At 41.0% G+C, this 24,616-nt stretch carries 19 protein-coding genes; 16 read left to right on the top strand and 3 right to left on the bottom strand.

The genetic code is table 11. The annotated features are described in order from the left end of the window. From M2408_RS02120 to M2408_RS02095, 6 genes are all read left to right on the top strand, one after another. A complete protein-coding gene (locus tag M2408_RS02120) occupies positions 1-420 on the top strand; it encodes a cytochrome c (RefSeq protein ID WP_259178841.1) in 420 nt (139 codons plus the stop codon). A gap of 229 nt (positions 421-649) precedes the next feature. After that, positions 650-1,255 (top strand): TetR/AcrR family transcriptional regulator, encoded by a 606-nt coding sequence (locus M2408_RS02115; protein ID WP_259178840.1) that lies wholly within the window; start codon positions 650-652, stop codon positions 1,253-1,255. Beyond that, entirely contained in the window at positions 1,245-2,570 is a 1,326-nt protein-coding gene (locus tag M2408_RS02110) for a TolC family protein (protein ID WP_259178837.1), read from the top strand. The genes M2408_RS02115 and M2408_RS02110 overlap by 11 nt, the downstream gene beginning before the upstream one ends. A gap of 28 nt (positions 2,571-2,598) precedes the next feature. Further along, entirely contained in the window at positions 2,599-3,756 is a 1,158-nt protein-coding gene (locus tag M2408_RS02105; RefSeq protein ID WP_259178835.1) for an efflux RND transporter periplasmic adaptor subunit, read from the top strand. A 37-nt stretch (positions 3,757-3,793) separates the two neighbouring features. After that, positions 3,794-6,964, top strand: a complete 3,171-nt coding sequence (locus tag M2408_RS02100) for an efflux RND transporter permease subunit (protein ID WP_259178833.1) — start codon at positions 3,794-3,796, stop codon at positions 6,962-6,964. A gap of 136 nt (positions 6,965-7,100) precedes the next feature. After that, positions 7,101-7,712 carry an HAD family phosphatase gene (locus M2408_RS02095; protein WP_259178831.1) on the top strand — a complete coding sequence of 204 codons (612 nt, stop codon included), beginning with the start codon at positions 7,101-7,103 and terminating at the stop codon, positions 7,710-7,712. A 137-nt stretch (positions 7,713-7,849) separates the two neighbouring features. Here M2408_RS02095 and M2408_RS02090 read toward each other — a convergent pair whose 3' ends face one another. Together M2408_RS02090 and M2408_RS02085 are read right to left on the bottom strand one after the other, a co-directional pair. After that, on the bottom strand, positions 7,850-9,232 hold the full coding sequence (locus tag M2408_RS02090; protein ID WP_259178829.1) for a hypothetical protein: 1,383 nt from the start codon (positions 9,230-9,232) through the stop codon (positions 7,850-7,852). Between the two features lie 14 nt (positions 9,233-9,246). Further along, complete coding sequence (locus tag M2408_RS02085) at positions 9,247-9,852, bottom strand: RNA polymerase sigma factor (protein WP_223580031.1); 606 nt, start codon at positions 9,850-9,852, stop codon at positions 9,247-9,249. Positions 9,853-10,077: 225 nt separating this feature from the next. Here M2408_RS02085 and lysS point away from each other — a divergent pair, with 225 nt between their 5' ends. From lysS to coaA, 6 genes are all read left to right on the top strand, one after another. Further along, positions 10,078-11,796 carry a lysine--tRNA ligase gene (gene lysS, locus M2408_RS02080; protein ID WP_259178823.1) on the top strand — a complete coding sequence of 573 codons (1,719 nt, stop codon included), beginning with the start codon at positions 10,078-10,080 and terminating at the stop codon, positions 11,794-11,796. 202 nt (positions 11,797-11,998) lie between these two features. Further along, on the top strand, positions 11,999-13,054 hold the full coding sequence (locus M2408_RS02075) for a patatin-like phospholipase family protein (protein ID WP_259178822.1): 1,056 nt from the start codon (positions 11,999-12,001) through the stop codon (positions 13,052-13,054). 31 nt (positions 13,055-13,085) lie between these two features. After that, positions 13,086-14,318, top strand: coding sequence for a nucleoside recognition domain-containing protein (locus M2408_RS02070; protein ID WP_259178819.1), 1,233 nt, complete (start codon positions 13,086-13,088; stop codon positions 14,316-14,318). A 161-nt stretch (positions 14,319-14,479) separates the two neighbouring features. After that, positions 14,480-14,860 (top strand): methylglyoxal synthase, encoded by a 381-nt coding sequence (locus M2408_RS02065; RefSeq protein WP_120257954.1) that lies wholly within the window; start codon positions 14,480-14,482, stop codon positions 14,858-14,860. A gap of 21 nt (positions 14,861-14,881) precedes the next feature. Beyond that, positions 14,882-15,286 (top strand): OsmC family protein, encoded by a 405-nt coding sequence (locus tag M2408_RS02060; protein ID WP_259178817.1) that lies wholly within the window; start codon positions 14,882-14,884, stop codon positions 15,284-15,286. A gap of 193 nt (positions 15,287-15,479) precedes the next feature. After that, positions 15,480-16,439 carry a type I pantothenate kinase gene (gene coaA, locus M2408_RS02055; protein ID WP_259178816.1) on the top strand — a complete coding sequence of 320 codons (960 nt, stop codon included), beginning with the start codon at positions 15,480-15,482 and terminating at the stop codon, positions 16,437-16,439. On the opposite strand, the gene M2408_RS02050 is transcribed toward coaA, so the two are convergent. Further along, on the bottom strand, positions 16,436-17,284 hold the full coding sequence (locus M2408_RS02050) for a mechanosensitive ion channel family protein (RefSeq protein ID WP_259178814.1): 849 nt from the start codon (positions 17,282-17,284) through the stop codon (positions 16,436-16,438). The genes coaA and M2408_RS02050 overlap by 4 nt on opposite strands. A gap of 177 nt (positions 17,285-17,461) precedes the next feature. On the opposite strand from M2408_RS02050, the gene M2408_RS02045 reads away from it, so the two are divergent. From M2408_RS02045 to M2408_RS02030, 4 genes are all read left to right on the top strand, one after another. Then, positions 17,462-19,561 (top strand): cation-translocating P-type ATPase, encoded by a 2,100-nt coding sequence (locus M2408_RS02045; RefSeq protein ID WP_259178812.1) that lies wholly within the window; start codon positions 17,462-17,464, stop codon positions 19,559-19,561. Between the two features lie 163 nt (positions 19,562-19,724). Then, on the top strand, positions 19,725-22,295 hold the full coding sequence (gene gyrA, locus M2408_RS02040; RefSeq protein ID WP_259178810.1) for a DNA gyrase subunit A: 2,571 nt from the start codon (positions 19,725-19,727) through the stop codon (positions 22,293-22,295). Between the two features lie 5 nt (positions 22,296-22,300). After that, positions 22,301-23,401, top strand: a complete 1,101-nt coding sequence (locus tag M2408_RS02035) for a lipopolysaccharide assembly protein LapB (RefSeq protein ID WP_259178809.1) — start codon at positions 22,301-22,303, stop codon at positions 23,399-23,401. 2 nt (positions 23,402-23,403) lie between these two features. After that, complete coding sequence (locus M2408_RS02030; protein WP_259178808.1) at positions 23,404-24,576, top strand: tetratricopeptide repeat protein; 1,173 nt, start codon at positions 23,404-23,406, stop codon at positions 24,574-24,576. Positions 24,577-24,616 lie beyond the last annotated feature (40 nt).

Here is a 24,616-nt window from a genome sequence, read left to right as displayed (position 1 = left end):
ATGCGCACCCTTTTAACGACCTGTTTTATTATTGGATGCCTATTATCGGCTTTGATCGGCTGTCAAAGCGAAATTGATATCAGGACAGCACAATACAGCGTAAATGGTCAAAAAGTGTATATAACACATTGTCAGAATTGCCATGGCGAAAAAGGAGAAGGATTGGGAAACCTCTACCCTCCGCTTACAGATACCAAGTTTTTGGAAAAAAATCGCCAAAAGCTTGCCTGTATCGTTAAGCATGGCGCAACAGGAGAACTCGAGGTCGCAGGCAAGAAATTCAATAACACCATGCCGGCTTCAAATCTTTCCGCCGTTGATATTGCTTATGTACTGACCTATATCAATACAAAGATCAATAAGGGTAAGGAAATATTTCCCTTAAATGAAGTGGAAAAACAATTAAAAAATTGTCAATAAAAAAAGAGGAACTTGCATAAAGTTCCTCTTTTTTTTGCCCTATTGCCAGAAAGACACGTTAAATCCAGCCGACTAAAAAATAATCACCCAAAGCCAAAACAATTTAAATCTTTTTTCCTTATTGTATTATTGGTCCAATTTGTTTTTGTATTTATTGATTTATAACAATAATTTGACATTTTGGATTCAAATTAATCACTAATTTTGCAACCGAATGAACGTTCGATTGATGCAGACAAATGAAAAAATTGCAGCTGTCTTTGCTGCCACACTTAAACTGATACACACAAACGGTTTCCATGGGACGCCAATGAGTAAGATCGCACAAGAATCCGATGTAGCGATAGGAACTATCTACCACTATTTCCCCTCTAAAGATGATTTGATCTTTGCTCTGTTCAAACATTGCCGATCAATCTTGAACGATTACATATTTGATGGGATAAAAGAAGACTTTGATTATAAAGCTTCTTTTTTTCATGTGTGGCGCAACTTTGTCCAGTTCTATTTAGAAAACGGACGGATCTTCAGTTTTTTTGAACAGTTTTTTTCCTCACCTTATTACGAGAAGAATAAAGCTGAGATACAGGAACCTGTCGGTGGCCAAAACAAAGTACTCGACTTTTTGCAAGAAGGCATTGACAAAAAAATTTTAAAACAAGTAAATGTTCACCTACTGGTGGCTAGTTATATCGGAGTGGCTTTGTCCACAGTACATAGCATCAAATTCAAAGATCTTCACTTCTCCGAACAGAATATGAAGGAGCTGATGGAAATAATTTGGGATGGCGCTGTCAATAGAAATAAAATAATTAATGAGATATATGAAGTTTAATAAAATCGTTTATTCCTTAGCGACCCTGTCGCTGTTGAGTAATACAGGATTTGCACAACAGCAATCTGAAAACTTGCCGCCAAATGCGACGCTTCAGCAGCTAATAGATTATGCACTACGCAATCAAATTTCTGTAAAACAGGCACAATTGGATGAAGCCATCGGTGAAAAGGATATCGATATCTCCCTCTCGGGCTGGTACCCACAATTAGGTTTGAAAGGAAGCTACAACTACAATGTGATTGTCCCTGTGGTCAATATCGGTGGAAATAATATCAAAATGGGGCAGAATAATGCCAGTGCATTGACGCTACAAGCCGATCAGCAATTGTTGAATCCCGAATTGATACAGGCAAAAAAGGCTGCCTCATTAGTTCGCTTAGGCAACAAGCAAAACACCGAAAGCAAAAAAATAAATGCGGTTGTGGAAGTCAGCAAAGCTTATTATGACATCCTAACAACAGAGGAAATGATTAAAATTGTCCGCGAAAATATTGCTAGGCTCCAAAAGCAGCTGAAAGACGCAAAATCGCAATATGATGTTGGAGTGGTTGACAAAACGGATTTTAAAAGAGCGCAGATCGCTTTGGCCAATTCCAACGCAGACGAAAAACGTAATGTCGAATTACGAAAATATAAATATGAATACCTGAAACAGCTGCTAGCATTGGATAAAGGCCAAAATCTTACTTTATCATTCAGTAACAGTAACATGGAATCCGAAATTTTATTGGATACCACAGCTGCTGTGAGTGTTTCCAATCGGATCGAATTCCAACAATTGGAAACATCGAAAAAGATTCAACAATTGAACACGCAATATTTTAAATGGACCTATTTACCTAGCATAAGTGCCTTTTATAACTACGCATTCAATTATCGGAATGATAAATTCAGTAAACTCTATAACGACAATTTTCCGGGTTCTGTCGCAGGTTTGAATCTCTCTTTTTCTATTTTCGACGGATTCAAACGAAAAAAACAAGTCAATAAATCCAGGTTGCAGGAGGAACGTATTGACTGGGATATCAAGAATCTGGAAAACAGTATCAATACGGAGTATGCCTTATCAAAAGCCACATACAATGCTAATCTAAATGATTGGAAAACGGCAAAAGAGAATGTAGAATTGTCCAAAGAGGTTTATGAAACAATCAAATTGCAATACGATGAGGGAATCACAAAATACCTGGATTTAATGACGGCTGAAAATGATCTCAAAATAACGCAATTCAATTATCTGAGTGCGCTCTATGCATTGCTATCAAGTAAATTGGATGTTCAAAAAGCAGTTGGGGCAATCCAAACTAATTAATCAATTCAAACGGAAACTAATACAAATCATGAATAAAAGACAATTATTATTCGCTTTCTTCCTTGGGACGGCTTTAGTATGGACCTCTTGTGGAAATAAAGATGCAAAAAAGCAAGGTGCAGCACAGGCTCAGGCCGAGAAGGTTGTTCCTGTTACCTTTGGCGCAGCATCACATGAGACTGTTACGGGAACCATAAGTTACCCAGCAACAGTCAAACCGTTGAACGAAGCAGACCTATTTGCCGAAGTAAGCGGTTATATTACCAAAATATATGTTTCAGACGGTGCCGTGGTCTCTAAAGGTCAAGCCTTATATGAGATTGACGGAACACGTTATAATGCAGCGGTACAACAGGCCAAAGCAAGCCTTCAAATCGCACAGACAGACCTTGACCGTCAAAAAAGAGATTTAGCGCGTTACCAAACATTGGCGGACAAAGATGCGATCGCTAAACAGGTTTATGATAATGCCGTATCAAATGTTGCTTCTTCGCAGGCACAGGTAGAATCTGCGCGCGCGGCATTGGTAACAGCCAATACCAACCTGTCCCGTTCTACGATTCGTGCGCCATTCTCCGGAACCATTGGTATATCACAGGTACGCTTAGGTGCTTTGGTCAATCCTGGTACTACGCTATTGAATACATTATCCTCAACAAGCCCGATTGCCATTGAGTTTCAGGTCAACGAAAAAGATATCAGCAAATTTGCTCAAATGCAGAGCAGCCATGCTTCTTCGGACCTTTCGCTTTTATTGCCGGACGGAAGTACCTATGAAGGTAAAGGAAGCATAACGACCATTGACCGTGCTGTTGATCCAGCGACAGGAACAATTAAAATACGGGCTACATTCCCGAACAATGCCAATGCGTTAAGAGCGGGCATGAATATCACCATGAATGTATCGACCACATCGGCAACTGAAGAAATCGTTGTCCCTTACAAAGCTGTCTTCGAGCAATTGGGTGTGTTCAATTTATATGCCGTTAACGATAGCAGCAAAGCTGAAATCCGTCAGGTAAAATTGGGTATTAAAGCCGGTGATAAAATCGTTATCAAAGAAGGTGTCAAAGACGGTGAGAAAATCGTTGTTGATGGTGCCATGAATGTCCAAAATGGTGTTAAAGTTGTCGATGCTGCCACTGCTGCCCAACAAGCTGCAAAAGGCGCTCCGAAAGGAAAATAACAGCATTAATTTTTAAAGAGAATCTAAAAGATATAGAATGATTTCAGAAGTATTTATTAAGAGGCCAGTTACCGCAATCGTTATTTCGATATTGATTTCAATCATCGGAGTTATTGCTGTATCTACGTTGCCAATTAGCCAGTACCCTTCTATTGCACCTCCAACCGTAACAGTTACAGCAAACTATACGGGCGCAGATGCACAGACGGTTGAGCAGACCGTGACAACTCTGATCGAGAGTCAGATCAATGGTACACCTGGCATGATTTATATGTCGTCAAATAGTACTTCAAATGGTCAAGCAACAATTACTGTCACATTTGAAGTAGGCACCGACATCGATATCGCAACCCTAGACGTCCAAAACCGTGTCGGGATTGCAGAACCTGCCCTTCCAGAAGCTGTTAGACGTTTGGGGATCACGACCCGTAAAGCCAATAACGATATCTTGATGTTGGTGGCTTTAACATCACCCAAAGGAACCAGAGATGAAAATTTTCTGGCCAATTACAACAACTTGTACGTCAAAGATGCGTTATTGCGTGTCAAAGGTGTCGGTGATGTAACGGCCTTCGGTCAACCTTTCTCCATGCGTGTGTGGTTAGATGCCAACAAATTGGCTAATCTAAGCATGACACCTGCAGATGTTTCCGCAGCTATTGCCGAACAAAACACCCGTATACCAGGAGGTAGTGTCGGAGCACGTCCACAAGAGTCTTCGACCGTATTTGAATATCCTATTATTACGGATAGTGACCTTTCTAATCCCGAGGACTTTGAAAATATTGTCGTCAAAACCAATAAAGATGGATCCATTGTACTTTTAAAGAATGTCGCACGTGTAGAACTGGGACAATTTAGCTATGGAACTTCTTCCAAAGTAAATGGAATGACCTCATCAGCGATGATGATCAACCAGACACCCGGTGGAAACGCCGTTGAATCCGCAGAAGGTATTGTTGCTGCCCTGGAAAAATTAAAGCAATCCTTTCCAACTGACGTTGATTACACCATCAGTTACGAGACCGTTTCTGTAGTAAATGCATCCATTTCTTCAGTAATCCATACCTTGGTAGAAGCATTACTTTTGGTAACTTTTGTGGTATTCTTCTTCTTACAAAGCTGGAGAGCGACATTAATCCCTGTTCTAGCGATTCCAGTGTCGATTATTGGTACCTTCATCTTCTTCCTGATGTTTGGTTTCTCCGTCAACAACTTGACGATGCTTGCCTTTGTACTGGCCATCGGTATTGTGGTGGATGACGCCATCGTTGTGGTGGAAGCGGTTCAGCACTATATTGACCACTATAAACTGGATGCAAAAGAAGCGACCCGTCGCGCAATGGGTGATATTACTGCGCCGGTTATCGCGATTGCCTTGATCTTGGCCGCGGTATTCGTTCCGGTAGGATTTATTCCGGGGATGGTGGGTAAACTGTATCAACAATTTGCGATTACCATTGCTGTATCGGTTATGTTATCCGCATTTATTGCCCTTTCCCTGACACCTGCGCTATGTTCAATTTTATTGAAACCAACGGCTGTACACGAAGGTGCAAAAGGATTGAACAAGTTCTTCTACAAATTCAACGTATGGTTTGAAAAAGTGACGATCAAGTACTCACGCGGTGTAAAACAAGCCATCAAAAAGGCGCCGCTTGTGTTGATTATCCTTTTATGTATTTTTATCGGTACAGGTTATATGTTTACCACCAAGCCAACAGGATTTATTCCTTCTGAAGATGGTGGAGCCTTCTTCGCTGGGGTCACTTTACCTGAGGGTTCATCCTCTGCCCGTACCAATGAAGTATTAAAAGAGATCGAGGACGATTTACACAAGACCTTCCCTGAAATCAAATACGTTACAGCCATCTCGGGTATCAATATTTTGAACCGTGCCTTCAAATCAAATGGTGCAACGCTATTCGTCTCCCTAAAACCTTGGGAAACACGGACACGTACCGCCAACGATATCGCCGGTATGATCATGGGTAAATACATGGCTTATACGAAAGCTCGGGTATTGGCAGTAACGCCACCGGCAATCCCGGGTTTAGGTACTTCCGGCGGCTTCTCCCTACAAATTCAAGATTTACAAACAGTAAATATCAAAGATTTTGAAGCCACTGTAGGTAAATTCCTTATGGCGGCCAACCAACGTCCTGAAATTGGAATGGCCTATACGATGTTTAACACCAATTCGCCAAACTACAAATTGGAAGTCAACCGTGAACAAGCTAAACGTATGGGCGTACCGATCTCAAGTATCTATTCGACAATATCGGCCTATTTAGGAAGTAGCTATGTCAATGACTTTACGAAATATGGCCGTAGCTACCGTGTCGTTACACAAGCCGATATCCCCTACCGGATGAACATTGAAGACATCAACAAGCTGTATGTCAACAATACGATGGGTAATCCAGTGCCAATGGGTACATTGGTGAAGTATGAGCTAATAACGATGCCTTCAATCATCAACCACTACAATATCTTTAGAAGTATTGAGATCAATGGTAGTTCTGCCCCAGGATATTCTTCTGGAGATGCTTTGAAAGCTTTGCAAGAAGTTGCGGCGCAGACATTACCTGAAGGATTTGACTATCAGTTCTCAGGTCTTTCATTACAAGAGATGCAGTCCGGATCGAAGACCGTTCAGATCTTTGCCCTATGTATCTTATTTGTATTCTTGCTGTTGGCAGCATTGTATGAAAGCTGGTCTGTTCCATTCTCTATCCTCCTATCAGTTCCTTTAGGTGTATTTGGAGCGATCTTGACCTTGACGTTGATACCAACATTGGATAATAATATCTATGCACAAATCGGTCTGGTGACCATCATTGGTCTTGCGGCCAAGAATGCTATCCTGATTGTGGAATTTGCCAAAGAACGGGTTGATATCGGGATGAATCTCTATGAAGCGACATTAGACGCTGTAAAATTGCGTTTACGTCCGATTATCATGACCTCTTTTGCCTTCATCCTGGGTATCATTCCATTGATGTTGTCACACGGTGCCGGTGCCATATCCCGCCAAACAATCGGCTGGACGGTATTCGGCGGTATGACTGCGGCAACACTTTTAGCAATCTTTATCGTACCGGTTCTATTCGTTGTGATCACACGAATGGCTTACGGTAAGAAAAAATTGGCTGAATTAGAAGCTAATTTTGATGAAGAAAAAGCGAAGAACTTAAGTGCACACTAAGCAAATAAAATTTGCAGTATGTGCTAAGACCATACCGTAAACGCTAAGACGCCTTTCCTTCCAACGAAGGAAAGGCGTCTTGCTTTTTGCTCTTCCAATTATAATTTTTAATTTTACCACACACTATTAAATAGATATGTCACCTGAATCACAACGTAAATTTGAACAGCTAAACCTTCTTGCCGAATCCTACGACGCCCTACTATTTGACGTCGACGGTACTTTGGCCGACAACATGGATGCCCATAAACAAGCGTATAAAGCTGCCGCCGAACAATATGGTGTCACTTTGGATGTCAATCTTATTGACGAAACAGCCGGCTGGCCTACGGTTGCTGTTGCAGAGGAAATCAGTAAACGCTATGGCGTAGACTTCGATTATCAGGAATTCTCAACGCTGAAGTCCACCATATTTCGGGATGAATATGTCTTTAAAACAAAGCCTGTGGACTATGTTGTTGAACATTTAAAATATCAAAAGGGTAAAAAACATATTGCTGCTGTCTCAGGAGGCACAAGAACAACCTTGTCGATGACCCTGACAACCATAGGCGTGTGGGATGACCTCGAAACATTGGTCTGTGCCGGTGATACAGCAGAAGGTAAACCCTCACCTCAACCGTTCTTACTTGCTGCTTCACAGTTGAATATTGCTCCTGAAAAATGTTTAGTCTATGAAGATGGAGTCCCCGGTGTAGAAGGCGCAAAAGCCGCCGGAATGGGCTGGGTCCGCGTAGATGAGCTATAATTAATCAAATAAAGACGCTACAAAAAGCCCCCGAATTTTCTATTCGAGGGCTTTTCTTTTATTCCAGCGCTCCCTCCTTTCAGACTGTTCAATTCTGGGAGGGATTCGCTTCTACTTCTGCATGACTTCTTTCTATACTAGAAGCTGGTGATAATTTTTACTCCACCATTACTGTAATTCAGATCAGACGATCTTAAGCCGCCAACAGGTATTTTATAATAGGGTTCCACAGAAATGGAAAGTTTTCCTACTTTCTGTTTTCTTCCGACCGAGAAATTCACAAAACCATTCACCCCTTTATCATCCACATTCTTTTCGGTGGATTTTTGCTTATACTCCGTATTGTTGGTTTCATAAATGGTCGCGCGTTCCTGATCCAGTACACCAACATAAGAAACCCCTACAGAGGTATAAAAATTCTTAGTGATTGCATAACGAACATCAACCGGAATATCCACTGTCAGAATTTTACCAGAGACACGTTCGTTGCTTTTTGCATCTTTTGCATCAGCTAAACCCTTCGCAAAAGCATTACTCAAACCATTGGGTTGCGAAAGATAACTTGGTGCGTTCATTTCAAAAGAATTGGAAGCCATCGCTGGTGTGATTGGCGTATTTCCCGAAACAGCACCATAGTGTTGGATCGAAGCACCTGAACGAATGCTGATCTTACTTGAAACATTATAGGCCAGGGCAACTCCCCCGCCAAGCGTGATGCTTTCAGAAGTGGAAGCTGGAGAAACAAATGCGCCCATTTCCCATTTTCTATCAAGGTCATTATTGGATTTCAACATCACACCACCCCCCCGGTTTTCCTGTTGTCCAGCATATAGCGCAGCAAGACGTGCAGCTTCACGTTGGGTCTGTGTAGAAGAAACCACAGTATTTGAGTTCGTTGATATCACATTTGAATGTGTTGCTGTGGCAACCTGAGTCCCTGTTGTGATATCTGCCGAAGCAGTAGCTGTAGGGTCATCCAAATTGATCTGTGCGGATAATGTACTATTTCGCAGTTGCATGGTCTGCCCACCCAAAGCGGCGAAATTATTTGATACACTGATCTTATTTCCACGAACTCCATTTCCGCCAAATAGAACAAACTGTTGTTGCTGACTGCTCTCGGCAAGCTCGCTTTCCACTTTCGAATAGGTAAACGGTCTATCCCGCAATAGCTCCTGTGCACTTAGCCCCTGCTCTCCAGTAACAGCAGACAATGAGCGTTGAATAGACTCTTTTAAATCTTTATTATCGGCGAGAACCTCGCTATTTTTATCATTTTGTGTTAAAACTGCAGATGACGGAGCTACCGAAGAATTATTTTTTAAACCCCAATACCCCACACCAAAACATAAAAGTACAGCGGCTGCCGCACTCCAATATTTCCAGGCGGAAGAAGGCGGTGCTGCTACCCCATGCTTTGACGCAAACTTTTCCCAGGAGCCTTCCCGATACGGTAGCTCATGGTCTTTTAATTGCCCAATGATTTCTTCTATCAATTCTTTTTTCTTATTGCCTTCCATTGTAACAACAATATTTATCTTATTTCTTGAACTACACCTGTATAGTCCAAGTATAATTTTCTCAGTTTTTGTTTTGCCCTTGTCAGATAAGTACGCGAAGTACTATCCGGTATATTTAGCATCTGGGCAATTTCATCATGTGAATAGCCTTCTATTTCATAGAGATTAAAAATAGTTTTTTGAATTTCGGGAAGCTGATCCAACAGACTTAGAATTTCATTCACCTCTAACCGGCTGTCCAATTGAACCGACGGTGTGTGCATATCCCCCTCAGCCATATCTTCAACAGAATACATTTGTTTTTTACCCCTCAAAAAATCAATAGAGATATTGGCAGCGATTCGGCCGATCCAGGCCCTAAATGACTTTTCGAGGTTTTCCGCATCGATATCCATATTAAAGGATTCCAATTTTCGAAAGATCCGGACAAAGCTCTCATTCACAAGTTCCTCGGCATCCACATCCTGTTTGACATAACGGATAATGATTGCCATGAGGTAGCCATAATATTTTTTATAGACGAAAGCCTTTCCGTCCTCACGATTTCGCAAGCAACGCTCCAGGGCATCATGTAAAGATGATAGCTTCTTGTTATAAAAATATGACTGAATAATTCCCACTTAAACTATTTTAATATTAAGCTTCAAATAACGAAAATAAAATTATAAAACTTAAAATCAAATAGTCGAATGTCCCCGCTTAATATCACTATTTAACTATTTTTATTCTCCTAACGGTTCCTATTTATATTTCGCTACACTGCTTTCAAAAAAAATCAATAAAAAGAATTGAAAAAAATGGCTATTTTTGCATGATTTTCACATTTTAAATATTATTCAGACCGAATGAGTACTGTATTATCCGAACAGGAACAACTTAGAAGACAGGCGATGCAATCGTTGTTGGATATGGGAATCGAGCCTTTTCCAGCAAATGAATTTGTCGTCAACGCACACGCTGCCGATATTTTAGAAAACTACGATAGAGATAAATTGAATTATAAGAACATTACCATTGCCGGACGTATCATGAGTCGTCGCGTCATGGGAAGTGCTTCATTTTTTGAAATTCAAGATTCTACCGGACGTATCCAGGCCTATATCAAGCGTGATGACGTATGTCCTGATGAAAATAAAGATCTCTATAATGTCGTTTTCAAAAAACTATTGGATATTGGCGATATTGTAGGTGTCAGAGGATATGTTTTCACAACACAGACCGAAGCTATCGCAGTACACGTTGAGGAACTTACCGTATTATCCAAATCTTTGCGCCCACTTCCAATCGTTAAATCTGCTGAAGGCAAAACTTTCGATGCCTTTACGGATCCGGAACAACGTTACAGAATGCGTTATGTGGACTTGATCGTAAACCCTGCCAATAAAGATATATTTGTAAAACGTACCAAGCTTTTCAATGCCATGCGTCAATTTTTTAATGATGCTGGTTATATGGAAGTGGAGACACCTGTTTTACAGTCTATCCCCGGTGGCGCCACTGCACGTCCATTTATCACACACCATAATGCACTGGATATTCCATTATATCTTCGTATCGCCAATGAGCTTTATTTAAAAAGATTGATCGTGGGTGGTTTTGACGGTGTTTATGAGTTTTCAAAAAACTTCCGTAACGAAGGAATGGACCGTACCCATAATCCCGAATTTACTGCAATGGAAATCTATGTAGCCTACAAGGACTACAACTGGATGATGGATTTTACAGAGCGCCTTTTAGAATATTGTGCCGTAGCAGTCAATGGTACCACTGAGGCAACTTTTGGTGAGCACAAAATCGATTTCAGAGCGCCATATAAGCGTATTTCCATGACCGATTCCATTAAAGAATTTACTGGATTTGATATCACAGGCAAAACCGAAGACGAAATTCGTGTCGCTGCAAAAGGCATGGGAATCGATGTCAACGAGACAATGGGTAAAGGCAAGCTGATCGACGAGATTTTCGGTGCCAAATGTGAAGGGAACTATATCCAACCAACATTCATCACGGATTATCCAAAAGAAATGTCACCATTGACAAAGAAACATAGAGACAATCCTGACTTAACGGAACGTTTCGAGTTAATGGTCTGTGGAAAAGAGATTGCCAATGCTTACTCGGAATTGAATGACCCTATTGATCAACGCGAACGCTTTGAGGATCAATTACGGCTTTCAGAGAAAGGTGACGATGAAGCGATGTTTATTGACCAAGATTTCTTGCGTTCTTTGGAATATGGTATGCCTCCTACTTCTGGTTTGGGAATAGGTATGGACCGCCTGATCATGTTCCTAACAAATAATGCTTCTATTCAAGAAGTATTGTTCTTCCCGCAAATGCGTCCAGAGAAAGTGGCAAAAGTTGCTGATGTGAGAGACTATGAAGAACAAGGCATTCCTGCTGAATGGGTACCAGCTCTACAAAAAATGGGTTTTACAACCATTGAAGCATTGAAAGAAGCCAACCCGAATAAAGTTTTCAATGACCTGGGTGGTATGCGTAAAAAGCTAAAACTAGAGGTTGCGATGCCGAGCAAAGAAGATGTACTTGCTTGGTTTAACTAGCCGACTACAAGCATATAAAAGGCGTGTCTGAAAAAATTGGACACGCCTTTTTTGTTGGTATAACTAAGGACAGCCCATTATTGCTGTTTAATCCAACCTATTGCCTATATTTTTATTACAAAAACCTTACCTAAGAAAGGGTACGCTAAATTGTAAACATTTTCTATATTTACGTATCTTGAAATAAAAATTGCTTTAGCGTATGAAGAGCATACTTGCCCTTGATGGCGGTGGTATACGGGGAATTATTCCGGCTATGATACTTGTGGCTTTGGAGGAGAAATTACAAAAAAAAACAATGGATCCTAATGCACGGATCGCCTCCTATTTTGATTTTATTGCCGGTACAAGCAGTGGTGGGATTCTGACAAGCATCCTACTATTCCCGGAAGAGGGAAATCCCACGCACCCCAAGTTTTCTGCACGCGACGCCCTAAACCTATTTGTCAATCACGGGACAGAAATCTTTCACACCTCCAAATGGCGACGTTTTCTGGGCGGATTTGGTCTTGTCAGCGAATTGTATTCTTCAGTCGCCTTATCAAATGTGCTGGACAAATATTTTCAGAATGCACGGTTAAGCCATCTCATCAAGCCATGTATTATCACGGCCTACAATATCGAGCTCCGTAAAAATCATTTTTTCAGACAGCAAAAAGCCATTACACATGGCGAAGCGCGCGATTTTTATCTGAAGGACGTCTGCAAGGCAACCTCAGCGGCCCCGACCTTTTTTCCCGTTGCTGAAATATATTCCATATCAAACACCAGATACCCGCTCATAGATGGTGGTGTATTTGCGCAAAACCCCTCCATCTGTGGTTTGCTGGAAGTTCTAAAAGCCTTCAATAGTACACAGATCAATGATGTATTTATGGTATCCTTGGGTACCGGTGTTTCAAAGACAGCATATAATTACGAACACTTCAAGAAAAAGCTTGCGATCCAGATTGGCCCTGCCCTGGTCGATATCATGACAAGTGCTTCTTCTGAAAGTACCGAATTTTTTATTAAGCAATTGTTTAGGAACAATGGCAAACAGCAGAATTATGTCCGTCTGGAACCGGCAAACCTGTCCAGTATCAATGCTTCCTTGGATGCTGCCTCGCCAAATAATATACAGAAACTCATATCCCTATCCGATAAACTGATCAGCGAACATGAGGATACGTTGGATTATATCATCGAACACCTCATCAAAGAAAAGAATCAGAATAAGAAGAAAAATCCATGGAGCCAGTTGATGGATAAATTCTAAAAGGTTACTTTTACGCATATTTAAATCTATTATGGCATTAAACTACGTTTGGGTTGCATTTTTTTTAATCACATTTGCCGTAGCCCTAGTAAAACTTATCTTCTTCGGAGATACCGAAATCTTCCAACAAATTGTCAACTCGATCTTTGACAGTGCTAAAAACGGAGCCGAAATCTCCTTAGGACTGATCGGAATGATGAGTTTCGCTTTAGGGATCATGAAAATTGGTGAAAAAGGCGGCATGATCAATATCTTCGCAAAAATCGTAGGCCCTTTCTTCCACAAATTATTTCCCGAAGTCCCTAAAAACCACCCTGCTCTTGGATCTATCCTGATGAATTTCTCCGCCAATGCACTTGGTCTGGATAATGCTGCTACCCCTTTGGGGCTTAAAGCAATGAAAGAGCTTCAAGAACTCAATCCCAATAAGGACACAGCAACCAATGCACAGATTATGTTTATCGTACTCAATGCATCCAGTCTGACCTTATTACCGATTTCGATCATGGCTTATCGAAAAGAAGCCGGTGCGCCAGATCCTTCCGATGTTTTTCTTCCGATTTTGATTGCAACATTCTTTTCCACTTTGGTCGCTTTAATTCTTGTAGCCATCTATCAGAAAATAAACCTATTCAACCGGGTAGTTTTGGGCTATCTAGGTGCCATGTGTTTATTTATCGGTGGATTGTTGTATTATTTCTCGGGTTTACAGCAATCTGAAATCGAAGTCTTCAGCAAGGTGTTTGGCAATGTGATCTTGTTTAGCTTGTTCACTTCGTTTATAGGATTGGCGCTGTTCCGCAAAGTCAACGTTTACGATTCCTTTATCGAAGGTGCCAAAGAGGGCTTTGAAGTTTCTGTCAAGATTATCCCCTATCTGGTGGCGATGTTGGTCGGTATAGCTGTCTTTAGAGCTTCTGGAACGATGGATTATATGGTTGCGGGAATATCCAAGGGTATTGCTCTCTGTGGTTTAGATACGTCTTTTGTGGATGCCCTTCCTGTTGCATTTATGAAACCGCTAAGCGGTTCGGGTGCCCGTGGACTAATGGTCGACCTGATGAATGCCAAAGGTCCGATGGACTTTGCTGCCCGCGTTGCCTGCGTAATCCAGGGTTCTACCGAGACAACATTTTATGTACTGGCGGTCTACTTTGGTGCCGTAGGTATCAAACGGACAAGACATGCCCTACCTTGCGCTCTTTTGGCTGAATTGGCCGGTGTGGTAGCAGCAATTATTATCTCTTATATCTTTTTCAAATAGCGTTTATTGTCGGCAATAGTTGAATAGCAAATAAACACTTAAATGAGTAAACCGGGAGACCTGTAAAGTAGATAGATAAAGGTCTACGTGTATTCAATCAGTTAAGGAGCGCTTCGAAGCGTTTGAATGCATAGACAAATGAATAAATAATTTAGAGACGAATGAAAAAAACAATCGCACTGATCGCCCATGATGGCAAGAAACCAGAAATGGTTGCCTTTGTCAAAGACCACCAAGATTTGTTGGAACATGCTAATATCATCGCAACGGGAACAACAGGTTCCTATGTGCGGCAAACCGGATTACCTGTGGAGCTAAAATTAAGTGGCCCTATGGGCGGTGATGCACAAATCGCTGCATTGGCCGCTGAAGGTAAAGTGGATGGTATTATTTTCTTCCGTGATCCGCTAGGCAAACATGCCCATGAACCCGACATTCAGATGTTAATGCGTGTATGCGACCTCTATAATGTTCCATTAGCAACAAATCCTGCTACTGGAAGCTTAATTATCGAAGGGTTATTGGAAGATCTCGTTGACTAACAAAAAGCTATTTTATTCAAGATGATGGAAAATGAAGTTATTGTCACCATAGGTGAAATTCCCTATACAACGACTGTACAATATGGCAAACACCAGATTATTGTAGACGAGCCGGAAGATTTAGGTGGTCAGGATCAAGGCATAAGCCCAACACCGCTTTTACTTTCTTCTTTAGGTACATGTAAAGCTGTCACAGTAAAAATGTATGCTGATCGAAAAAACTGGCCCTTAGAAGAAGTGAAGATCCGTCTCTCACACGAAATCCAGACCAGTGAACAGCAGCAGACGACCTATATACAATGTCACATTAGCTTCAAAGGCGATTTGGACGATGAACAAAAAAAGAGGTTATTTAAGATCGCCGAAAAATGTCCGGTACATAAAATCTTAACTAATCCTATTGTAATAACTTCAAATCATTTGTAATTGTTTCTTGGGATAACGGACAACACTATTTATATTTGTCCGCACAAAAAATCTTCGCATAACAATCCATGTTTTTGAGGCAAATGGATACCGAAGGTTCTAATTGGCCTTTGAATCGAGTGGAAAGCGCTCAATTTTGAAAGAATAAGCAGGAATCAAGAATACATACACGTTCAATAAAAATAGCAAACCGATGCAATTGGATCCACAAATAGCAATAGACTCTCCTTTTAGATCAATTAAACGGGAAGACTGGAAAAATCTAAATGGAAAAATATTGCACAACTTCAGTTCCGAAGATCTTGAAAATCTACATGCACTCAATGAGCCATTGACAAATCAGGAGATCGAAGAAGTTTACGTTCCTTTGAGCCATTTGCTAGAAATTCACATTGACCGTTTCCAAAGCCTGCATCAACGTACAAATCGCTTCTTCGGTAAAGAAGAGAGCAAATTGCCCTATATCATCGGCATTGCCGGATCTGTGGCAGTCGGAAAAAGTACAACAGCAAGAGTATTGCAACGGGTACTGAGTATGCTGCCTTCCAAACCAAAAGTAGATCTGGTGACAACAGATGGCTTCCTCTACCCCAATCAACAGCTGATCGAAAAAGGTATTCTCAACCGCAAAGGATTTCCGGAAAGCTATGATGCCAAACGGTTGATCCATTTCCTCTCTGCCGTCAAGTCTGGAGCCCCTAAGATTACTGTCCCGGTTTATAGCCACCTGGTTTACGATGTCCTGCCTGACGACCAACAGCAAATCATTGAACAACCGGACATATTGATTGTCGAAGGTATTAACGTATTACAGGTTAATTCACAACGCCCCCGCAAGGGACATAGTGTTTTCGTTTCCGATTTCTTCGATTATTCCATCTATGTACATGCCAGTGAGAAAAACCTCATCGAATGGTATACCAACAGGTTTGAATCCTTGCGCGCGACGGCATTCCAGAATCCGGCTTCATTTTTTCATAAATATGCGGATATGTCACCTGAGGAAAGTCATGCCATGGCCGTAAACATCTGGAATGAGATCAACAAGCCCAACCTGATCAAGAATATCTTACCGACCCGCTATCGGGCCGATCTTATCCTCGAAAAAGGCAGCCACCACTTTGTCAAGAATGTGAAGGTCAGAAAGATCTAACTGACCCTCCCCTTGAATTGAAGCACTTCATTCAGGATCTTGCTCTGCACCTGCTGGTGAATCCGATTGCTTGAAGATATGGTACTGACTTCAACTTTGTATTTCACATAATCTTTGGCCAGGTCAGCTATTTTCACCGAGAAGCCCTGCCCATGGTCTAAGTTGGGATTATCCTGAAATAAAGGTTTAAAATACTGCTCCAGCTCCTCCACAGCGACCGCATGGTCAACCGGTAACTCGAATTTCACGACTATTTTATTGGATTTCTGTGAGGTCTTGTTGACCAAAGTCGCAGTAAACACCAGGTTATTCGGAATCATCACAGCATCATCATCCTCGTCCCGGACAACCAGATTGGCTAAGGTTATATCAACAATTTTACCCTGATATTCCCCGATTTTAATGCGGTCACCGACAGAAAACTGATCCGAAAACATAATGATCAGACCCGATATCATATTTGTAATATATTCCCTAAAAATAACAGCAATGGCCATGGCGACGATTGTCATACTGGTGATAAAATCTTTCGGATTGATACCAACAGCAATCATCACACTCACAATAATGAAAAATACATTTCCTACGGTCGCCACGCGTGTGATGCCGAGCACGAAATTACCACGCACAACCTGATGTTCATTTCTACTGTTGTACAGTTTGACCAGAATAAAATGACCAATCGAAATCAGCACGCTGGCCGTCAGAAAGGTATTCAGCCCGTATGCGATATTTCGTATGCTATCTTTTTGCTCATAAAAAGCTTCAAACTGCACAAACGAAGCCGTCAGGGCAATAAGTAATATGATCCGTACAATAAAAGAAATTGAAATAGATTTCGTCATTTTTAAACGTTGATGATTTGCAAATAAAAACAAATTTATCGTTTTCTCCACTGTCACCAAAGATTTTTTTGCTACATGGAGGAACTAAAAATGTTGCATAGCTAAACAATTTTACTTTACGTAAAAAGCATTATCAGGAAATACCTATCTTTGCCTAAAGACATTACATGCTATTAAATGAAGGAATCCAACGTGCAAACTGAACTCAACGTCACCGGAATGCATTGTACAAATTGTGCTATTTCAATCCATAAATACCTAGAAGACAACGGCGCTAAGGAGATTTACGTTGATTTCGCTTCAGATGAAGTAAAGTTTTCCGATATTCCGCAGGATCAGGTTCCACAGCTCGTTAAAGGCATAGAGTCATTAGGTTACAAAGTCATCAAGGACAAAGACAGCAAAGTAAGCTTCTGGAAATCAGTTGAGTTTAAATTTCTGATCTGTCTGCTCTTGACGATTCCACTCTGGAGTCACATGTTTGTGGATCTCCCCTTGCTTCATGACCCCTATATACAACTGGCTTTATGTGCGCCTGTCTATCTTGTTGGTTGTATCTACTTTGGCCATAGTGCACTACGCTCGCTATGGAATAAAATGCCTAACATGGATGTACTTATCTTTGTGGGTTCCACGGCAGCATTTGTCTATAGCGCTATTGGCACATACTATAAACTGGGGCACGATTATCAATTTTACGAAACCTGCGCAACCATCATTACCCTAGTTTTTATGGGGAATGTGCTCGAAAAACGTGCTGTTACCAAAACCACATCTGCAATCAAAGATCTAGTTAAATATCAAGACATTAAAGCAATTAAAATCCTCGAAGATCAGGAGATTGAAATTACCGCTAAAGAGATTAAATCCGGAGATATCCTCAAGGTAAATACGGGAGGCCTGATTCCAGCAGATGGCGACATCCTTGATGGACATGGCTGGATAGACGAATCAATGATCACGGGCGAGAGCATGCCTATCGAAAAAACAAAATATGAGGCTGTCATTGGCGGAACACTGCTGACTGCTGGCAATATCAGAATCACGGCAACCAAAGTAGGTTCAAAAAGCGTTTTGTATCAGATCATTCAATTGATCAAAGATGCACAGAGCAAAAAACCGCCTATCCAAAAATTTGGCGATAAAGTAGCGGCCTATTTTGTTCCTATTGTTGTCACAATCGCCTTTTTCACCTTTTTTATTGCTTACTTTATCGCCCAGTTGCCCTTGCAGCAAGCCTTGATGAATGCCATTGCGACACTTGTTGTGTCTTGTCCCTGTGCAATGGGCCTGGCTACACCAACAGCAGTGATGGTAGGTCTCGGTCGGGCAGCCAAGCAAGGTATCCTCATCAAGGGCGGAAGCACAATTGAAGAGTTATCCGAACTCAAACAGATGGTCTTTGATAAGACAGGGACACTGACAACAGGCGATTTTAACATCAAGGCCATCCAGACCTTTGGCATCGAGCAATCTCAGGTCGAATCCATTATCGCACAACTGGAAAGCTACTCCAGTCATCCGATTGCCCAATCTATCCGCAAGCAACTCAAGGAAATAAAGTCCTATCGTATTATCTTCAAGGAAGTCAACGAAATTAAAGGACAGGGAATATTTGCGACAGACACGAATGGGAACAGCTATTCGATCTGTAATGCAAAAATCGGTAAGAAGGATTATTCCAATCGATACGACCTGACGCTGACGATTAATGAAGTTGTCATTGCAGGTATCGTTTTGGAAGATCAGATCAAGCCCTATGCAAAAGAACTTATTCAATATTTAAAAGATAAAGGGGTCAGACCTATTCTACTAAGTGGTGACCGACAGAGTAAATGTGAACGGGCAGCACAAAAGCTTGGCATAGCTGACGTCTACTGGGAAAAATCGCCCAGCGAAAAACTGACGATTCTATCTGAGCTAAAAAAGACTGCTCCTACGGCGATGGTCGGTGACGGCATCAACGATGCTCCTGCCCTTACGGCAGCTGATGTCGGTATTTCTCTCGGTGACGCAACACATGTCGCCATTCAATCGGCGAAAGTGATCCTCCTCAACAATGATCTGAAATCAATCGAGAAACTGCTACAGATAGGGCATCACACCCTACTGACCATTAAACAGAACCTTTTTTGGGCATTTGCATACAACATCATTGCGATTCCATTAGCCGCTGCGGGGTTTCTGGGACCCATGCTCGCAGCGTTAAGTATGGCCTTCTCCGATCTTATTGTGATCGGCAACTCGATCCGCCTGCGCTTTAAAAAATTGAAATAAAAACAATACGGCATCAGTACCAAGACAATCCATAAAAGATTGTCTTTTTTATGTATATTAGGCTTCAATTGATTCGCTTTTGAGGTTAAATTTTTGTAACTTCGCATGCGTAGCAAGCCAATTAAAAAGGCTTGCTTACTAGTTTTATTGAAACCAAATTCATATGGCTGAAGAAACAGAAAACGACAACAATCTTGTTCCGGCAAACGACCGGATTATCCCAATCAATATCGAGGATCAGATGAAGTCTGCTTACATTGACTACTCCATGTCTGTCATTGTATCCCGGGCTCTTCCTGATGCACGTGACGGCATGAAGCCTGTACACAGACGTGTACTTTATGGTATGTTGGACTTAGGGGTTACCAGTGGCAAGCCTTATAAAAAGTCTGCCCGTATCGTTGGTGACGTATTAGGTAAATATCACCCACATGGTGATTCTTCCGTTTACGACACCATGGTTCGTATGGCTCAAGATTGGAGTTTACGCTATCCGTTGGTAGACGGTCAAGGTAACTACGGTTCCATTGACGGTGACCCTCCTGCGGCAATGCGTTATACAGAGGCGAGATTAAAAAAGATTGCCGAAGAAATGCTTTCAGATATCAACAAAGATACTGTTGATTTCCAAAATAACTTTGACGACTCCCTACAGGAACCTACCGTATTACCGACCCGTATCCCTAACCTTTTGGTTAATGGAGCTTCGGGTATCGCTGTAGGTATGGCAACGAATATGGCGCCACATAACCTGTCTGAAGTAATTGATGGCACCATTGCCTTCATTGATAACCGCGATATTGAAGTACCTGAATTGATGCAGCATATTAAAGGTCCTGATTTCCCAACTGGGGCATTGATCTATGGTTATGCTGGTGTTCAAGATGCTTGTAATACAGGTCGTGGCCGTATCGTCATGCGTGCAAAAGCAGAAATTGAAACAACCAAATCTGGAAAAGAACAGATTATTGTGACCGAAATCCCTTATCAGGTGAATAAGGCCAATATGATTGAGCGTACTGCTGATTTGGTTAACGAAAAGAAACTGGAAGGTATTTCTGCAATCCGTGATGAGTCTGACCGTACAGGTATGCGTGTCGTTTATGACATTAAACGTGATGCTAACGCCAATGTTGTCTTAAACAACCTGTTTAAATATACAGCGCTACAAACTTCTTTTTCAGTCAATAACATCGCCTTAGTTAAAGGAAGGCCTGTACTGATGAATCTAAAAGATATGATTCGTGAGTTTGTTGAGCATAGACATGATGTCATCGTCAGACGTACACGTTACGAACTGGCGGAAGCTGAAAAACGTGCTCATATCTTAGAAGGATACTTGATCGCGCTGGATCATTTAGATGAAGTCATCAAATTAATCCGTAACTCCGATACACCTGAGGATGCACGTCTTGGATTAATGGAGAAATTTGGTTTATCCGATCTTCAGGCTCGTGCGATTCTGGATATGACCCTACGTCGTCTGACAGGACTGGAACGTGATAAGATCAAAGAAGAATATGCTGAATTGATGAAAACAATCGACTATTTGAAATCTATATTGGCAGATGAAGATCTCCGTATGAAGATCATCAAAGATGAGTTGATTGAGATCAAAGAAAAATATGGTGACGAACGTAGATCGCAGATTGTACACTCTGCAGAAGACATGCGTATGGAAGACTTTATTGATGACGAAGAAATCGTGATCACCATCTCCCACAACAGCTATGTAAAACGTACGCCATTATCAGAATATAAACGCCAAGGTCGTGGTGGCCGTGGATCAATCGGAACAAATACACGCGAAGAAGATTTCACAGAGCATATTATTACAGCTTCGGCACACAACTATATGCTCCTATTTACCGAAGCAGGCCGCTGTTTCTGGTTACGTGCATTTGAGATCCCTGAAGGAAGCCGGACATCGAGAGGCCGCGCACTTCAAAACATCATCAATGTACCGAAGGAAGAGAAAATTAAGGCCTTTATCTTAGTGAAGAACCTGAAAGACCAAGAATACTTGGAAAACAACTTCATTATCATGTGTACTAAAAAAGGTACCATCAAGAAGACGTCTTTGGAAGCTTATTCCCGTCCAAGAGCAAATGGTATCAATGCAATTAACATCAACGAAGGCGATCAATTAATCGAAGCTTGTTTGACTACAGGAAGCAGCGAAATTGTGATGGCACTGCGCTCAGGAAGAGCAATCCGCTTTAATGAATCTACCGTTCGTCCAATGGGTCGTACAGCAACAGGGGTTCGCGGTATTACCTTGTCTTCCGAAAGTGATGAGGTGATTGGCATGATTAGTGTCAATGATTCAGAAACAACTGTATTGGTGGTTTCAGAGAAAGGCTACGGAAAACGTACAGATATCGAAGACTACCGCGTTACCAATCGTGGTGGTAAGGGAGTCAAAACAATCAATGTAACCGATAAAACGGGTGAATTGGTTGCGATAAAAGGCGTTACAGATGCTGAAGACCTTATGATCATCAATAAGTCTGGTATCGTTATCCGGATTGCTGTAGAAGGATTACGTGTGATGGGCCGCGCAACACAAGGTGTGAGACTCATTAATCTGAAAGACAACGACGAGATTGCTTCCATCACGAAAGTAGATCGTGAAGAGGAATCTGACGAGGAATCTGGAGATATCGAAAATCCAACAGAAGGAGATAGCGAAGGATCTGCTTCCGAAGAAAATATAGATTCAAACGAAGAATAAACTGCATGAAAAACTTACTGATATCATTGTTAATATCTGCAAGTAGTTTAACTGTTGCTGCCCAATCAAATTTGAAAGAGGGCAGCAACAGTTTTGCTTTATATACCAAAACTGGTGATCTTAAACATCTCGAAAATGCCAGAAAGTTTGCTGACGCAGCATTTCTAACAAAAAAAGACACCTCTGCTGTCAACAATAATCTTTTAAGGGCTTTGGTATATAGCTCACTGGCAGTTGCAGATTCAACTAGAAAACAGCAGTATAAACTGGACCCCATAGATATATCCATCAAATCGCTAAAATTGTTGGATGCAAAAAAAGCGCGCCGCAATTTTCCTGCAGAGATGGACTATGTTCGTCAAAATCTTGCTGGCGCAATCTCCTATCAGGGCGGTATCGCACTAAAAGACAATAAATTTGATAAAGCATATAAGGCTTACCTTCGAATAGACTCCCTTGGTTTTAAAAATACCGACCTCAAATATAATCTTGCCGTACTTGCCGGAAAAAATAAAGATTATATGAATGCTATTAATTACTATAACGAGCTTATTAAAGCTGAAAATCCCAAGCCAACCTACTTTTTGGAATTGGCACAAATTTATAGCTTAGGAGGTACTAAACAGGATGTCTTAAACGTTCTAGAGAAAGGACATGCTATATTCCCGGAGAATAAGCAAATCCTTTTTAGGTTAATAGATGTGTATTCGGCCAATAATTCTTACGATGCAATATTGAACGTTATCGCTGATGCAATTCGTTTGGAACCTGAAAATGTGGAATTAAATTACATTGCCGGTTATTCTTACGAAAATGCGAATGATCTAAAAAAAGCAAAAGAATACTATAATAATGTGTTACGATTAGATCCAAACAATTATGAATCTAATTTGGCATTGGGCTTAATTAATCTCGAAACGCTATTAAAAGATCCGACAAACCAGGATATCCAGGATTTAACGGTCGAATATCTATTAAAAGCAAACGAAATCAAACCCTACGATGTTAATGCCTTAAAAGCCTTAGCAAAATATTATACGCTTATCGATGATGCGTTACAATTAGACAGGGTGAATTTATTATTGAATCAATTAACAGTTAAATAGATATGAATTTAAAATCTCTATTATTATTAGCGGCAATAGGTACTGTATCTACATCAGTTTCTTTTGCCCAAACGGGTAACGTAAAAAAGGCAAAAACTGGTCTTGCTAAATTTCAGGAATTAAAAGATGCTGGTACTGCACAGTTAGGCTTGCCAAATCTTAAATCAGCAAAAGAAGCTATTGACGCTGCTGTGATCAACGAGAAGACAAAAGATAATGCAGAAGCTTGGACAGTATATGCTTTAATTAACGCAAACTTATCGACTATAGATAAATCCGCTGAATTGGCAAAATTAGCAGAAGATGGTATTGCCAAAGCAAAACAATTGGATACAGATGGAGCAAACAAAGCGAACATCACTGTAGCTGAGCAAATCCTTGGACAATACAACTTCAATATTGGTGCTGAAGAATACCAGGCACAAAAATATGCCGATTCCTATAGTTCGTTCACCAAAGCATTGACGTACCTTCCCGGGGATACGCTAGTGACTTACTATAGTGGTGTAGCGGCATTGTCCAACAAGGATTATAAAAATGCGATCGAACGTTACAAAGAATTGATCCCTAGAAAGGATTTCTCTTCACATAAAACAATTATGGTTGATTTACCTAAATTGTATTTATCATTACAAGACACAACTTCTGCTCTTGAATATGCGAAGAAAGCTGCCGAAGCTTACCCGGATGACAATGCAGCGATGACGCAAAATATCGAATTGAATTTGATCACAGGACATGAGAAAGAGACCATTGATGCCATCACGACACAATTGGCTAAAGATCCTTCGAATAAAAGCTTAAACTATTATTTAGGTATCGCACAAGCATCAGCAAAAAATGATGAGGCAGCAGTTGTAGCATACAAAAAAGCGTTGGAAATCGACCCTAACTTCTTTGAAGCCAATACAAATTTAGCGATCACGTTGATGAATAAAATTCGTGAAAAACTAAATGTTGTTAACAACAACAGAAAGTTGACGCAAGCGCAATATAACACAGAAGTGGATAAGATTAAAGCAGAATTGAAACCTGTATTACCTTACTTGGAGAAAGCTGTTTCTTTGCAACCAAAGAATGTAGATGCTTTAACAAACCTAAAGAACTACTATGTTTTTATGCAAGATGAAGCTAAAACTACTGAAGTCAATGCTAAAATCAAGGAATTAGAATAGTTTTAAAAAATTTTTCTAAAATAATTAGAAAATCCCCAGC

This window comes from Sphingobacterium sp. BIGb0165 (genome assembly GCF_024810095.1).
Classification (GTDB): domain Bacteria; phylum Bacteroidota; class Bacteroidia; order Sphingobacteriales; family Sphingobacteriaceae; genus Sphingobacterium; species Sphingobacterium detergens.
This window is presented reverse-complemented; position numbering and strand designations above follow the sequence as displayed.

What these genes read in the sequence shown, in the direction of transcription:
- M2408_RS02065 (WP_120257954.1), top strand. Translation starts at nt 14,480, where the DNA reads ATGAAAAAAACAATCGCACTGATCGCCCATGATGGCAAGAAACCAGAA.
- M2408_RS02045 (WP_259178812.1), top strand. Translation starts at nt 17,462, where the DNA reads ATGAAGGAATCCAACGTGCAAACTGAACTCAACGTCACCGGAATGCAT.
- M2408_RS02035 (WP_259178809.1), top strand. Translation starts at nt 22,301, where the DNA reads ATGAAAAACTTACTGATATCATTGTTAATATCTGCAAGTAGTTTAACT.
- M2408_RS02070 (WP_259178819.1), top strand. Translation starts at nt 13,086, where the DNA reads ATGGCATTAAACTACGTTTGGGTTGCATTTTTTTTAATCACATTTGCC.
- lysS (WP_259178823.1), top strand. Translation starts at nt 10,078, where the DNA reads ATGAGTACTGTATTATCCGAACAGGAACAACTTAGAAGACAGGCGATG.
- M2408_RS02120 (WP_259178841.1), top strand. Translation starts at nt 1, where the DNA reads ATGCGCACCCTTTTAACGACCTGTTTTATTATTGGATGCCTATTATCG.
- M2408_RS02050 (WP_259178814.1), bottom strand. Translation starts at nt 17,284, where the DNA reads ATGACGAAATCTATTTCAATTTCTTTTATTGTACGGATCATATTACTT.
- M2408_RS02030 (WP_259178808.1), top strand. Translation starts at nt 23,404, where the DNA reads ATGAATTTAAAATCTCTATTATTATTAGCGGCAATAGGTACTGTATCT.
- M2408_RS02060 (WP_259178817.1), top strand. Translation starts at nt 14,882, where the DNA reads ATGATGGAAAATGAAGTTATTGTCACCATAGGTGAAATTCCCTATACA.
- M2408_RS02115 (WP_259178840.1), top strand. Translation starts at nt 650, where the DNA reads ATGCAGACAAATGAAAAAATTGCAGCTGTCTTTGCTGCCACACTTAAA.
- M2408_RS02075 (WP_259178822.1), top strand. Translation starts at nt 11,999, where the DNA reads ATGAAGAGCATACTTGCCCTTGATGGCGGTGGTATACGGGGAATTATT.
- M2408_RS02095 (WP_259178831.1), top strand. Translation starts at nt 7,101, where the DNA reads ATGTCACCTGAATCACAACGTAAATTTGAACAGCTAAACCTTCTTGCC.
- coaA (WP_259178816.1), top strand. Translation starts at nt 15,480, where the DNA reads ATGCAATTGGATCCACAAATAGCAATAGACTCTCCTTTTAGATCAATT.
- M2408_RS02100 (WP_259178833.1), top strand. Translation starts at nt 3,794, where the DNA reads ATGATTTCAGAAGTATTTATTAAGAGGCCAGTTACCGCAATCGTTATT.
- gyrA (WP_259178810.1), top strand. Translation starts at nt 19,725, where the DNA reads ATGGCTGAAGAAACAGAAAACGACAACAATCTTGTTCCGGCAAACGAC.
- M2408_RS02105 (WP_259178835.1), top strand. Translation starts at nt 2,599, where the DNA reads ATGAATAAAAGACAATTATTATTCGCTTTCTTCCTTGGGACGGCTTTA.
- M2408_RS02090 (WP_259178829.1), bottom strand. Translation starts at nt 9,232, where the DNA reads ATGGAAGGCAATAAGAAAAAAGAATTGATAGAAGAAATCATTGGGCAA.
- M2408_RS02110 (WP_259178837.1), top strand. Translation starts at nt 1,245, where the DNA reads ATGAAGTTTAATAAAATCGTTTATTCCTTAGCGACCCTGTCGCTGTTG.